The sequence below is a fragment of the Pseudomonas sp. LSJ-87 genome, assembly GCF_032971465.1.
Lineage (GTDB): Bacteria > Pseudomonadota > Gammaproteobacteria > Pseudomonadales > Pseudomonadaceae > Aquipseudomonas > Aquipseudomonas putida_Z.
On record NZ_JAWJYQ010000004.1, the window covers coordinates 68,067 to 81,088 of the forward strand.

A 13,022-nucleotide genomic window follows, 5' to 3' on the forward strand; every position below is an offset into this window, starting at 1 on the left:
TTCGCGGGTGAACCCGCTCCCACAGGGATCTCACCGGCCCTGAAAGTGATGAAGCCCTAGAAGGTATGCCCAAGGTTCAGGTACACCGCCTGCTCATGCGCACTGTTGGCCCCGTAGCTCAGGTTCAACGGCCCCAACGGCGTCTCCAGCCCCAGGAAGATGCTCGCCGCATTGATGTAGCCACTGTCGAAATCGTTGTCGTTGTTCCACGCCCGCCCTCGCTCCAGCGACCCGCCGATGTACAGCGGGAAGTCCAGCGGCACGTAGGCCCGTGGTGTCAGGCGGCGGTAGTAGACCATGCGCATCAGGCTCACGTTCTGCCCCGACACCGAGTCCTGGCGGAAGCCTGACAGCTCCCGCGCGCCACCCAGCACGAAGCTCGACGTCACCACTTCGGTATCATCCAGCGTGCGCCCGTAGCGCCCGCCCAGCACGAAGGTGTTCGGCCCGCTGCTGAGGGCCTTGTCCAGGTTGAACATCCACTGCCGGTAATCCTGGTCGGAATCCAGCGACTGGTCATACTTGCGCAAGGTCAGGCCGATATCCTCGCCGCTGTGCGGGAAGTACACGTTGTCGAGGGTGTCGAACGAGTACTTCAGCTCGTAGAAACCTTCGTTGAAACTGACCTTGGGCAGGTCCTGGTCGCCGATGCGTACCTCGGCCTCGCCCCAGGCCTTGCCCACGCCCAGGCGCACTTCGCCGTTGGTGCCGATCTGCCGCCCCACGTTAAGGCCAAAGCCGTAACGCTCCAGGCGGTACTCGGCCACCGGGTCGTTGTTCAGGGTGGCTTCGATGTTTTGCGAGCTGAAGTCCAGGTACGGCGCGATGAAGTAGCGCGAGCCCACGTCCAGCGGCTGGTAGAACTCGCTGTACAACTCCTGCTGGTCGCCGATCTGGCCACGGGTCAACCATTCGGCGCCGAGGCTGTTGATGCCGTTGACCCGGTAGCTGGCGCCCAGGTTGAAGGCGCTGTCGCCACGCAGGTCGTCCGACAGGTTCAGGCCCAGGCGCAGGTAGTCGGTGCCACCGCGTCGGCCGCGGGCGTTGATCACCAGGGTGTTGTCGTCGCCCTTGTGCACCACGCGGTACTGCACCCGGTCGAAGTAGTCCAGGCCGTACAGCGTGCCCATGTCGGTCTGCAGGCGGCCTAGCTCCAGCGGCGCATCGATCGGTTGGCGGATGTACGAGCGGATGACCTCGTCGCTGACCTTGGAGTCGTTCTCGATCCTGATCGCGGTGATCGTCGGCGTGCGTTGGCGCGGCGAGCGGGCCACGGCCAGGCTGCTGTCACCTTCGGGCTGGCGCAGGGCGGCAAGGCGTGGGTCGAGCAGGCGGGTGGCGCGGTAGCCGGCCTCGATCATTTCCCGGGCGCGGCCAAAATCGGTGACGCCAAAGGCGGTCAGCGGTGGCTGGATGAGGATGTCGTCGCGGTGCAGGCTGGCCAGTTGTTCTTCCGAGTTGCGCCGGGTCATCAGGGTGATGGACTGGTTGAGCACATCGACCACCGTGGCCAGCTGCTTGCGGTCACGCAGCGGAGTGCCGATGTCGACCACGATGGCCAGGTCCACACCCATTTCGCGGGCGACGTCCACCGGGATGTTGTCGACCATGCCGCCATCCACCAGCAGCCGGCCGTCCAGTTCGACCGGGGCGAACACCGCCGGGATCGACATGCTGGCGCGGATCACCTGGGGCAGGTGGCCACGGCGGAACACCACCTTTTCGCCACTGGCGATGTCGGTGGCCACTGCGCGGAAGGGAATGGGCAACTTGTCGAAGTCACGGGTGTCGGCGGTGTGCGCCAGCTTGCTTTCCAGCAGCAGCGCCAGGTTCTGGCCCTGGATCACCCCCAGCGGCAAGCCCAGGCTGCCGTCGTCGCGAAAGCTGAGCTTCTGCTTGACCAGGAAGTCGCGGTCATCCTGCTTGCGCCGGAACGGCACATCCTTGCGCGGCGGGGCATCGGACAGCGCCTGTTGCCAGTCGAGGGTGGTGGCGAGTTTTTCCAGCTCTTCGACACTGTAGCCCGAGGCATACAAGCCGCCGACCACAGCGCCCATGCTGGTGCCGGCGATGGCGTCGATGCGCACGCCCTGTTCCTCCAGGGCCTTGAGCACACCGATGTGGGCCAGGCCACGGGCCGCGCCCCCCGACAGCACCAGGCCAACCTTGGGCCTGGCCGGTTCGGCGGCGAATACCGTGAGAGAGGTGAGGGTGAGCAGGAAACAGAACAGCAAACGGCGCATCGTGAGTCTCAAACCGTGGGCTAAAGACCGCTAGTATAAGCGGCCCCTCACCTGGAGATGCCTCACCATGGCCGACAGCAAACCGGAAATCGTCATCACGTATTGCACCCAGTGCCAATGGCTGCTGCGTGCCGCCTGGCTGGCCCAGGAACTGCTCAGCACCTTCACAGACGACCTTGGCCGGGTGGCCCTGGAGCCTGGCACCGGCGGTATCTTCCGCATCACCTGCAATGGCGTGCAGATCTGGGAGCGCAAGGCCGACGGTGGTTTCCCCGAGGCCAAGGTGCTGAAGCAGCGGGTGCGCGACCAGATCGACCCGCAGCGTGACCTGGGCCACAACGACCGCTGAATCAGGCGCCCTCGGCCAGTGGCCGCTGCCTGGGCGGTTGCTCGGCGGCCAGGCGGCTGGACAGCACGATGGCGAAGATGATCAGCGCGCCGCCCAGCAGCATGCGCAGGGTCGGGGTTTCGGCGAACACCACCCAGGCCACGGCAATGCCGTAGACCGGTTCCATGCCGAACACCACGGCGGCGGTGCGCGCCTTGATCACCGACAGGCTGGCGACGAACAGGCTGTGCGCCACGCCGGTGCAGAAGATGCCGAGCAGGGCGATCCACAGCCAGTCCATGTTGGCTACGCCGGCCAGGTCCGGCGCCGCGAACGGCAGCAGGCACAAGCCCACCACCAGGTTCTGCCACAGCGCCGCCTGCACTGCAGGCAGACGGCCGGAGCCGGCGCGGTTGGTGAGTGACAGCAGGGAGAACAGCAGCCCCGACAGCAATGACCAGAGCAGGCCGCCGGTGGCCTCACTGGCCAGGTCGAATGCCGGCGTGACCAGTACCAGGCCGATGCTGACCAGCAACACCAGCAAAGCCTCGTTGCGGCGGATGCGTTCGCGGAACAGCAGGCCTTCGAGGATCACGGTAAAGGCCGGGAAGCTGGCGAAGCCGAGGGTGGCGATGGCAACGCCGGCGACCTTTACCGCGATGAAGAAGCTGACCCAGTGCCCGGCCAGCAGCACGCCGCCGAGCAGCAGGCGGCGGGCGTCCTGGCCGCTCAGGCGTTGCCAGCCCGGCCCGGCCAGGCTGGCGAACAGGGCCAGGGCGAGCACGGCGAAGGCGGCGCGGCCGAAGACGATGATCGCCGGGCTGGCGCTGGCGGCCAGTTTGCCGAAGACGCCGGTGAGGCCGAAGAACAGCGCGCCGATGTGCAGGGCGCCGAGGGCGGTGCGGTGGTTCATGGGTGGTCCTTGCTCAAGATCTCTACTGGCTGTGCCGGCCTCTTCGCGGGTAAACCCGCTCCCATAGTTACTGCACCGCTTTTGAAGCTTGCGCAGTACCTGTGGGAGCGGGTTTACCCGCGAAAGGGCCGGCACAGGCAAAGTGTATAGGCACAGGCAAAGGCGGTCTGTCGCAAGACTGGCGTCAATTGTCGCCAGACTCTCGCCGCAAAGCCAACGGCGTACACCCGAACGCCCGCAACATCGCCGCCGAAAACGCACTCTGCGAGCTGTACCCCACCTGCGCCGCAATCTCCCCCATCGGTAGCAAGGTCTGCATCACCAGCCGCCGCGCCTTGAGCAAGCGCCGCTGGCGAATGTAGTCCATCGGCGTCATCCCGCATTCCGCGGTAAAGCGCGCATGCAGGCGGGCACTGGACAACCCGGCGATGCGCGCCAGGTCAGCCACTTGCAGCGGGTAGGCGGCATGCCGCTCGATATGCGCATCGAAGGCGGCATAGGGCAGGCGCTGGCTGGCCGCGACGCTGGCTGCCGCCGTGGGGTTGAGGCTGGCCAGCAGCAGCGCTGCCCCTTGCCGGGCAATCAGCGGGTCGTGCATGGGGCTGGTCGCCAGCCAGTCCACCAATTGCTGCTGGCGCTCGTCCAGGCCCAGGGCGGCGGGGCGGTCGAGCAGGCGGCGGCTGGCATCGGCATGTTCGCCCAGTTGCTCGCGCAACCAGTGGTCCCCTGGTACATCCAGCACCAGGCAATCGCTGCCGCCATCGCTGGTGCAGGTGTGATGGGCGCCCGCCGGTACCACGATCAGCCCCTGTCGATCGATCCCGGCGCCATGCCCCTGCACCTCGAACTCCAGGCGCCCGCGCAGGCCGAACACCAGTTGCGGGTGTTCGTGGCTGTGGGCGATCAGGCTGTCGCGGTAATGGCGCAGCGAGAGGATCGGGCCGGCGGTCATGGGGAGAGTCGTCCTCGCGGGGCAGAACCGCATTGTGCCTCATTCCCTGCAGTCCATCACTCGTAACGGTTTTGCCACTGCGCTGTCATCCGCGCCTGCCAGTCTCCAGCAAACTGCGCCGGAGCCCGCCCATGACCCATGCCGAACTGTCCCGTCCCTCGCGCAAGCAACGCGTGCGTACCCTGTGGATTTCCGATGTGCATCTGGGTACCCGCGACTGCCAGGCCGAACACCTGTCGCAGTTCCTCAAGGGCTACCAGGCCGACCGCATCTACCTGGTGGGCGATATCATCGATGGCTGGAAGCTGCGCGGCGGAATCTATTGGCCTCAAGCCCATACCAACGTGATCCGCCGCCTGCTGACCATGAGCAAGCGCGGCACCGAGGTGATCTACGTCACCGGCAACCATGACGAATTCCTGCGCCGTTACTCCAAGCTGATGCTCGGCAACATCCAGCTGGTGGACGAGGCCGAGCACCTGACCGCCGATGGCCGCCGCCTGCTGGTGATCCATGGCGACCAGTTCGACGTGATTACCCGTTACCACCGCTGGCTGGCGTTCCTCGGTGACCGTGCCTACGAGTTCACCCTGGTGCTCAACCGCTGGCTCAACCACTGGCGTGCCCGCTATGGATACGGCTATTGGTCACTCTCGGCGTACCTGAAGCACAAGGTCAAAGGCGCGGTGAACTTCATCAGCGACTTCGAGGATGCCATTGCCCACGAGTGCACCCGCCGCGGTTTTCATGGGGTGGTGTGTGGGCATATCCACCATGCCGAGATTCGCCAGGTGGGGGAGGTGGAGTACCTCAATTGCGGGGATTGGGTGGAGTCGTGCACGGCGCTGATCGAGCATTGGGATGGCACGATCGAGCTTTATCGGCTGGCGGAGGCGCAGGCGCGTGGAGCGCAGGCAGCGGCGGCGGTGCGCGAACCGGCGTAGGGGTTGAGGGCCAAGGGGGCTGCCTTGCAGCCCTTTCGCGACACAAGGCCGCTCCCACAGGCCGCAAAGCGGCCCCAAAAAATCTACAGGCTGATCTTGCCCAGCAGGATATCCCTGAACATCACGAAATCCCCGATCAGGCTATACAGCGGATGGGTAAAGGTCGCAGGTCGGTTCTTTTCGAAAAAGAAATGCCCGACCCAGGCAAAGCCGTAGCCGAACACGGGCAAGGCCAGCAGCAACAACCATTTGCCACTGCCGATGATAAAGGCCAGCAGGGCTATCACCAGGCTGGTGCCGACGAAGTGCAGGCGGCGGCAGGTGGGGTTGCTGTGCTCCCCCAGGTAGTAAGGGTAGAACTCGGCAAAACTGCGAAACTGCGCTGTGCGGTTCATGACAGTGCTCCGGGATTAATACTTCTGGACAAGATGCACGGCGTGGAGCCTGAATCGAGTCTAGAGTGACTGGCGAGGCCTATCAGTGACAATAGGCGCCAATTGAATATCCTTGGGGTTCACCGCAGGAGCGGTCAGCATAAATGCCTGTCATGAGCGAAAGAACCACGTCAGCCAGCTGGGCATCAGGGATCGTGAAGGCACTCGAGCTGGAAGGGCTGGACTGCCGGGCCATGTTCAAGCAGCTGGGGCTGGATTTCGCTGCCCTCGACGACCCCGACGCGCGCTTTCCCCAGGACTCCATGACCCGGCTGTGGCAACTGGCAGTGGAACTGTCGGGCAACGAGGCCATAGGCCTGAACATGGCGCGGGTGGTGCGCCCGGCGTCGTTCCATGTGGTGGGCTATGCGTTGATGTCTAGCCGCACCCTGGCCGAAGGCTTCGAGCGCCTGGTGCGTTACCAGCGCATCATCGCCGAAAGCTCCGACCTCAGCTTCGTCCTCGGCCCCGAGGGTTATTCGCTGATCCTGACCGTACACGGCGACCATCTGCCACCGACCCGGCACAGTGCCGAGGCATCGCTGGCCTGCGCGCTGGCGCTGTGCAGCTGGCTCAGCGGTCGGCCGGTGCAACCGCGCCGGGTGCTGGTGCAGGGGCCGCAGCCAAAGAATATCGAACCGTACAAGGTGGCGTTCCATTCGCCGCTGGTGTTCGGGGCACCGCACGATGCGCTGGTGTTCGAGCGCGCCGACATGGAGGCGCCGCTGCCCACCGCCAACGAAGCCATGGCCATCCTGCATGACCGCTTTGCCGGCGAATACCTGGCGCGCTTCTCGGAAAGCCGGGTCACCCACCGCGTGCGCCAGGTACTGTGCCGCATCCTGCCGCAGGGCGAGCCCAAGCGCGAAACCCTGGCCCAGGCCCTGCACCTGTCGCAGCGCACCTTGCAGCGGCGGCTGCAGGAAGAAGGCACCAGCTTCCAGACCCTGCTCGACGATACCCGCCGCGAATTGGCCGAACAGTACCTGGCGCAGCCAGGCATGACCCTGCTGGAAACCGCCTACCTGCTGGGTTTTGCCGACCCCAGCAACTTCTACCGGGCGTTCCGCCGCTGGTTCCATGCCACACCCAGTGAGTACCGCGCCCGCCTGGGTGCCGAGCCCGAGGTGGTCAGTGACGCCAGAACGCCGGCATGCACAACACTAGCACGGTGATGATTTCCAATCGGCCGAGCAGCATGCCGCTGGCAAGAATCCACTTGGCAGCGTCCGGCAGCGTGGCGTAGTTGCCCGACGGGCCGATCACTTCACCCAGACCCGGGCCCACACCCGAGACCGTGCCGGCAGCGCCGGTCAGGGCGGTCATCCAGTCCACGCCAAGCAACGACAGCAGCAGCGCCATGACGCAGATGGTGATGGCGAAGAAGAACGAGAAAGTCAGGATCGAACGCACGATTTCTTCGTCGAGGCGGTGGCCGTTGTACTTCTGCTTGATCACTGCGCGTGGGTGGATCAGCTGGTTGAGGCTGGCCTTGAGCAGGATGTAGGCGACCTGGAAGCGGAAGATCTTGATGCCACCTGCCGTCGAGCCGGAGCAGCCACCGACGAAGCCCAGGTAGAAGAACAGCATCAGCGAGAAGTTGCCCCACAGGCTGTAGTCACCCAGGGCGAAGCCGGTGGTGGTGACCACCGAAGTCACGTTCAGCGCAACGTGGCGCAGGGCGTCGAGCCAGTGCAGGTTGGTGGTGGCCCAGTACCAGGTGCCAAGCACCAGCCAGGTGACCACCAGCATGCCCAGCAAACCCTGCACCTGCTGGTCGCGGATCAGTGCCTTGCGGTTGCCGCGCAGGGTCGCCACGTAAAGGGTGAATGGCAGGCTGCCGAGGATCATCACCACCACCGCGACCCAGTGCACGGCCGGGATATCCCACTTGGCCAGCGACTGGTCGGAGGTGGAAAACCCGCCAGTGGAAATCGCCGACATGGCGTGGTTGATCGCATCGAACGGGCTCATGCCGGCCCACCAGAAGCCCAGCGCGCCCAGGATCGAGAAGCCGACGTATACCCCCACGATCGACTTGGCGACCATGTGCGAGCGCGGCATGACCTTCTCCGAGCGGTCGGACGATTCGGTCTGGAACAGGCGCATGCCACCGATGCGCAGCAGCGGCAGGATCGCTACCGCCATGCCGATGAAGCCGATGCCGCCGAGCCAGTGCAGCATCGAACGCCACATCAGGATGCCCGGTGACATGTTGTCCAGCCCGCTGAGCACGGTGGCGCCGGTGGCGGTGATGCCCGACATGCTTTCGAAGAAGGCGTCGGTGTAGCTGATGTGCTGGGTCAGCAGGAACGGCAGGGCGGCGAACACGCACACCACCAGCCAGCTGCTGACGGTCAGCAGGTACATGTCGCGCGGGCGCAGGTGCACATGCTCGGGGCGGCCCTGGAGCACCAGGGCCAGGCCGGCGATGAAGGTGATCAGGCTCGACCAGAGGAACGACGGCATGTCACGGGTGCGTTCGAAGATCACCAGGGTCGCCATGGGCACGGCCATGCTGACGGCGAGGGTAATCAGGAAGATGCCGATGATGAAACCAATGATCCTTAAGGTCGGCAACGCCATGTGATCTGCTCTGACTCGAAACGGAAGGGCGCCATTCTACCTATGGGTCTGGTGATGTAAACGCTAGAATGGCGGCACATTTACCTGCCAGGAGGGTAGCCGATGGAGGCTCTCGACGCATTGCTCAACCGTGTTTCCGTGCCACGCCTGACCGACCCGGCGCCCAATGCCGCCCAGCGCGAGGCGCTGTTCCAGGCCGCCCTGCGCGCTCCGGACCACGGCCAGCTGCGGCCGTGGCGCTTTCTCACCATCGAAGGCCAGGGCCGCGAGAAGCTGGGTGAGCTGTTCGCCGAAGCGCTGCAGCACAAGGGGGATGCCAGCCAGGCTGCCCTGGACAAGGCCCGCGCCATGCCCCTGCGGGCGCCGTTGCTGATCGTGGTCGTTGCCAAGCTGCAGGACCACTTCAAGGTGCCCAAGTCCGAGCAGCGGCTGGCGGCAGGCTGTGCCGCGCACGGCATCCTGATTGCGGCGCATGCGCAAGGTATCGGTGCGGTGTGGCGCACCGGGGATATGGCTTTCGATGCCCATGTGCACAAGGGCCTGGGGCTGGCCGCGAACGAGGAGCTGATCGGTTACCTGTATGTGGGTACGCCGCTGACCGAGCCGCGCACCGCGCCGACTCTGGAAACTGCAGATTTCGTCAGTGCCTGGGGCGAGTAACGCAGCCTTGGGCTGATTGCCGTATCAAGGCATCCGGCCCTTTCGCGGGTAAACCCGCTCCCACAGGTGTTGCGCAAATTTCAGGCCTTGCACAGTACCTGTGGAAGAGGGCGGGTGCCTTTACAGCACATCACCGCCCGCCGCTCCCACAGGTGGTGCGCAAATCTCAGGCCTTGCACAGGTACCTGTGGGAGCGGGTTTACCCGCGAAGAGGCCGGGAGCGTTTACATCAAATCAACTGCCTGTCGCTTCAGTCACAGGCAACTCCAGCCGCGCCACAAAGCCCCCTTGTGGATGGTTTTCCAGCACCAGGCTGCCACCATGCCGCTCCGCCGCCTTGCGTGCAATCGCCAGCCCCAGCCCATGCCCCGGCGCATCCTGCCCCGGCGCACGGAAGAACGGTTCTCCCAGCTGCGCCAGGTGTTCCGCCGCCGCCCCCGGCCCATGGTCACGCACGCTGATCACGATACGGTCCTGCTCGCGCACGGCGCTGACTTCGATCGGCTGGCCCTGCGGGTTGAAGCGCAGGGCGTTGCGCAGCAGGTTGTCCACGGCACGCTCGATCAGTGTTGGCCAACCCTGCAAGGTCAACCCCGGTTGTGCCTCCAGGCGCACGTCCTGCTCTGGTGCGCTGAGCTGGGCGTCCTTGCGCACGCTGCCGAGCAGGGCGTTGAGGTCGACCGGCTCGGCATGGGCCTGTTCGGCATCGACCCGCGCCAGGGCGAGAATTTCGCTGATCAGGTCTTCCAGGCGGTCGCATTCGCGGGTCAGGCGTGGCCACAGCGCCTCACGCTGCTCCGGCTCGGCGCGCTCGGCCAAGGCCAGGGCGATACGCAGCCTGGCCAGCGGTGAGCGCAGTTCATGGGACACATCGCGCAGCAACTGGCGCTGGCTGCCGATGGTGCTTTGCAGGCGCGCGCCCATCTTGTTGAAGTCCTTGGCCAGCACGCCGAACTCGTCACGCCGCGCCGCCAGCTGCGCCAGGCTGTTCTGCTGGTAGGTGGTCTGGCCCAGGTCATGCACGGCGCTGCGCAGGCGGCTGAGCGGGCGGGTGATGGACAGGGTCACCAGCAGGCTGAACAGGGTCAGCACCACCAGGGCAATGCCCAGCGCACTGAGCGGCCACAACAGGCTTTCGCGGTGCCAGGCATCCAGCGCCGGGTGGGGGATGCGGTAGATCAGCAGGTATGTCTCGCCGGTGTCGGGGCTGGTGTATTCCTCGGTCAACCGGCGCCACGGCAGGCGCCGCTGGTCATTGTGCTGGCGTGCCTCGAAGGCCGCCGCACGGCGCGGGAAGGTGCCGGGCACCACGGCTTCGCCACTGTCGTCGAGCACCTGCACGTCGATCTTGTAGCGGTCCTTGCGCCGTTCCAGGAAGTGCTGTGCCGAAGCCAGGCCTTCCTGTTCGTAATGCTTGGCCCACTTGCTGGCCAGGGTATTCAGGCCCGGGTGGCGGCTGAGGATCCAGGCGTCCTGGTTGAGCATATGGCCCAGCAGGATCGACAGGCCCGCAACCAGGGTGATGGCCAGCCAGAAACTGGCCAGGATGCGCCAGAACAGTGAACGCAAGTGCACCTCCTGCAAACAAGAAAAGCCCGGCTCGCACTGAGGCGGGCCGGGCATCGGGCGGACAGCTTACTGGGCCTTGTTGCCTTTTTCAGCTTTCCAGGCCTGGAACTCCTGCCACTCGGCTTTCTGTGCGGCGCGTTCCTTCTGCAGTTCGTCGAACTTCTTCTGCTGCTCAGGCTTGAGCAGGGCACGGACCGCGCTGTCGGTCTTGTCGCGGTTGGCCTGCAGTTCGTCCTTCAGCGCCTTCTGGTCGGCGGCCGGCAGTTTGGACAGGTAGCGCTCGGTGATGTCGCGGCGCTGTTTCATCTGCTCGCCCATCAGTTTGCCGATCTGCTGGCGCTGGTCACGGCTCAGGTCCAGCTGGTGGAAAGGCGCATCACCGCGATGATGTGGGCCGTCGTGGCGCGGGCCGCCTTCAGGCATGGCCATGGCCACGGTCGGCAGGGCGGCGGCGAACATCAGGGCGATAAGGGTCTTGCGCATGGTGTCTCTCCTTTCATGGGCCGGTGGTTACCGGATGAGCACAGTCTAGGGAGATCACCGTCAAGCGCGGTCAGTGGATGGTAAAGGCTCGGTAAAGATGTTCAGAGGCAGTAGTAATAACCACGGCTGCGCAGGGCGACGATGCGCGGCCGGCCATCGGCGTGGGGGCCGATCTTCTTGCGCAGGTTGCTGACATGCATGTCCAGGCTGCGGTCGTACAGGGTCAGCTTGCGGCCCAGGCCGATCTGCGCCAGTTCCTGCTTGTCCAGCGGCTCGCCGGGTTGGCGCAGCAGGGCTTCGAGAATGCGGCTTTCGGACAGGGTCAGGGTCATTTCGCGGCCATCGATGCTGGCCACGCCACGGGCTGGGCTGTAGACCAGGTCGCCCAGCTCCACCTGGCTGGTGGTGGTAGTGGGGTGGCTGCGGCGCAGCACGGCACGCAGGCGAGCGGTGAGTTCACGCGGGTCGCAAGGTTTGGCCAGGTAGTCGTCGGCGCCCAGTTCCAGGCCGAGGATGCGGTCCAGCGGCTCGCCGCGGGCCGAGAGCATCAGCACCGGCAGTTCGGCATGCTCGCTGCGCAACTGCTTGAGCAGTTCCAGGCCACTGCCGTCGGGCAGCATCACGTCCAGCACCACGGCCGCCGGGGCATGCGTGGCCAGGGCCTGGCGTGCGCTCTGGCCATCGTGGCAGGCGCGCACGGTAAACCCTTCCTGGGTCAGCCAGCTGCCGAGCAGCTCGCACAGCTCCTGGTCATCATCTATCAGTAACAGCTCGCTCATGACTCACTCAATTCAACCATTGACGGCGGCTATTCGGCCCGCCAGTGGCAAAGATACCGCAGACTGATGGCAACAGTATAACTGCCGGTACCGCGTGGGCTTATTCGCGGGCTTGCCCGCTCCCACAGGTAACCCACAAACCTCAGGACCCGTGGTGTCCCTGTGGGAGCGGGCAAGCCCGCGAAGAAGGCCACGCGGTCTCAGATCAAGGCAGCACTTGCTTGAACGGCTTGACCACCACCTTGTCGTACACGCCCGCGGCAATGTAAGGGTCGGCATCGGCCCAGGCCTGCGCCGCGGCCAGGGAGTCGAACTCGGCAACGATCAGGCTGCCGCTGAAACCCGCTTCGCCCGGGTCGTTGCTGTCGATGGCCGGGTGCGGGCCGGCCAGTACCACGCGGCCTTCGGCCTTCAGCTGCTGCAGGCGTTCGATGTGCGCCGGGCGGGCGGCCAGACGCTTTTCCAGGGAGTTTGCGACGTCGCTGGCGATGATGGCGTAGAGCATGTCAATCCTTGGGTTTGGAGGTAGAAGGGTCGTCGTGCAGGTGGCGCGACAGGTACACGCCCTGCGCTACCAGGAACATCACGGTCATGCCCAGGCTGCCGAACACCTTGAAGTCGACCCAGAAGTCCTGGAAGGTGAAGGCGACGAACAGGTTGGCCGCGCCACAGAACAGGAAGAAGCCGATCCAGGCCAGGTTCAGGCGGGTCCAGATGGCATCGGGCAGGCTCAGGGCGTGGCCCATGATGCGCTTGATCAGCACCCGGTCGCCGATGAAGTGGCTGCCGGCGAAGCCCAGGGCGAACAGCCAGTTCACCACCGGCGCCTTCCACTTCAGGAAGGTTTCGCTGTGGAAGGTCAGGGTCAGGCCGCCGAACACCAGGCAGGCCACCAGGGTCAGCCACTGGCCCTTTTCCAGCTTGCGCTGGCGCAGGAACAGCGCGCCGTAAACCACCAGCGAGCTGATGATCAGCATGGCCGTGGCGCTGTAGATGCCGCCGAATTCGAAGCTGTGGCCGGCGACTTCCATGGGGCGCGGGTCGAGCTTGTAGACGATGAAGAACAGCAGCAGCGGGATGAAATCGATGAATTGTTTCACAATGGCAGCCAGAATCGGGATGTGACGGCAT

Annotated in this window: 14 protein-coding genes; 4 read left to right on the forward strand and 10 right to left on the reverse strand. The window is 65.1% G+C overall.

Going from position 1 to position 13,022, the window contains the following annotated elements; translation table 11 throughout:
- Positions 1 to 56: 56 nt before the first annotated feature.
- Complete coding sequence (locus tag RYH74_RS05365; protein WP_317409064.1) at positions 57 to 2,243, reverse strand: patatin-like phospholipase family protein; 2,187 nt, start codon at positions 2,241 to 2,243, stop codon at positions 57 to 59.
- A 67-nt stretch (positions 2,244 to 2,310) separates the two neighbouring features.
- On the opposite strand from RYH74_RS05365, the gene RYH74_RS05370 reads away from it, so the two are divergent.
- Positions 2,311 to 2,592 (forward strand): SelT/SelW/SelH family protein, encoded by a 282-nt coding sequence (locus RYH74_RS05370; RefSeq protein WP_025340145.1) that lies wholly within the window; start codon positions 2,311 to 2,313, stop codon positions 2,590 to 2,592.
- A 1-nt stretch (position 2,593) separates the two neighbouring features.
- Here the strand turns inward: RYH74_RS05370 and RYH74_RS05375 are convergent, their stop codons facing one another.
- Positions 2,594 to 3,484, reverse strand: coding sequence for a DMT family transporter (locus tag RYH74_RS05375; protein ID WP_317409065.1), 891 nt, complete (start codon positions 3,482 to 3,484; stop codon positions 2,594 to 2,596).
- Positions 3,485 to 3,668: 184 nt separating this feature from the next.
- Positions 3,669 to 4,436 carry a helix-turn-helix transcriptional regulator gene (locus RYH74_RS05380; RefSeq protein WP_137164570.1) on the reverse strand — a complete coding sequence of 256 codons (768 nt, stop codon included), beginning with the start codon at positions 4,434 to 4,436 and terminating at the stop codon, positions 3,669 to 3,671.
- A gap of 131 nt (positions 4,437 to 4,567) precedes the next feature.
- Here RYH74_RS05380 and RYH74_RS05385 point away from each other — a divergent pair, with 131 nt between their 5' ends.
- Complete coding sequence (locus RYH74_RS05385) at positions 4,568 to 5,380, forward strand: UDP-2,3-diacylglucosamine diphosphatase (RefSeq protein ID WP_317409066.1); 813 nt, start codon at positions 4,568 to 4,570, stop codon at positions 5,378 to 5,380.
- An 83-nt stretch (positions 5,381 to 5,463) separates the two neighbouring features.
- Here RYH74_RS05385 and RYH74_RS05390 read toward each other — a convergent pair whose 3' ends face one another.
- Positions 5,464 to 5,775, reverse strand: coding sequence for a DUF962 domain-containing protein (locus RYH74_RS05390; RefSeq protein ID WP_274079294.1), 312 nt, complete (start codon positions 5,773 to 5,775; stop codon positions 5,464 to 5,466).
- A gap of 152 nt (positions 5,776 to 5,927) precedes the next feature.
- On the opposite strand from RYH74_RS05390, the gene RYH74_RS05395 reads away from it, so the two are divergent.
- Positions 5,928 to 6,989, forward strand: a complete 1,062-nt coding sequence (locus RYH74_RS05395; protein ID WP_025340140.1) for an AraC family transcriptional regulator — start codon at positions 5,928 to 5,930, stop codon at positions 6,987 to 6,989.
- On the opposite strand, the gene RYH74_RS05400 is transcribed toward RYH74_RS05395, so the two are convergent.
- Positions 6,946 to 8,400: a TrkH family potassium uptake protein gene (locus tag RYH74_RS05400; protein ID WP_013973677.1), complete on the reverse strand. Its 1,455-nt coding sequence runs from the start codon at positions 8,398 to 8,400 to the stop codon at positions 6,946 to 6,948. The two genes, RYH74_RS05395 and RYH74_RS05400, sit on opposite strands and share 44 nt — an antisense overlap.
- A 102-nt stretch (positions 8,401 to 8,502) precedes the next feature.
- Between RYH74_RS05400 and RYH74_RS05405 the strand changes: the two genes are divergently transcribed.
- Positions 8,503 to 9,060, forward strand: a complete 558-nt coding sequence (locus RYH74_RS05405) for a nitroreductase family protein (RefSeq protein ID WP_317409067.1) — start codon at positions 8,503 to 8,505, stop codon at positions 9,058 to 9,060.
- A gap of 234 nt (positions 9,061 to 9,294) precedes the next feature.
- On the opposite strand, the gene RYH74_RS05410 is transcribed toward RYH74_RS05405, so the two are convergent.
- From RYH74_RS05410 to RYH74_RS05430, 5 genes are all read right to left on the reverse strand, one after another.
- Positions 9,295 to 10,635: a sensor histidine kinase gene (locus RYH74_RS05410; RefSeq protein ID WP_085663952.1), complete on the reverse strand. Its 1,341-nt coding sequence runs from the start codon at positions 10,633 to 10,635 to the stop codon at positions 9,295 to 9,297.
- 60 nt (positions 10,636 to 10,695) lie between these two features.
- On the reverse strand, positions 10,696 to 11,112 hold the full coding sequence (locus tag RYH74_RS05415) for a Spy/CpxP family protein refolding chaperone (RefSeq protein ID WP_137164566.1): 417 nt from the start codon (positions 11,110 to 11,112) through the stop codon (positions 10,696 to 10,698).
- Positions 11,113 to 11,213: 101 nt separating this feature from the next.
- Complete coding sequence (locus RYH74_RS05420; protein ID WP_317409068.1) at positions 11,214 to 11,891, reverse strand: response regulator transcription factor; 678 nt, start codon at positions 11,889 to 11,891, stop codon at positions 11,214 to 11,216.
- A 205-nt stretch (positions 11,892 to 12,096) separates the two neighbouring features.
- The gene (locus tag RYH74_RS05425) at positions 12,097 to 12,396 is read right to left on the reverse strand and encodes a YciI family protein (protein ID WP_015271283.1); all 300 of its coding nucleotides are present in this window, start codon (positions 12,394 to 12,396) and stop codon (positions 12,097 to 12,099) included.
- Position 12,397: 1 nt separating this feature from the next.
- Complete coding sequence (locus RYH74_RS05430; protein WP_003259096.1) at positions 12,398 to 12,991, reverse strand: septation protein A; 594 nt, start codon at positions 12,989 to 12,991, stop codon at positions 12,398 to 12,400.
- Positions 12,992 to 13,022 lie beyond the last annotated feature (31 nt).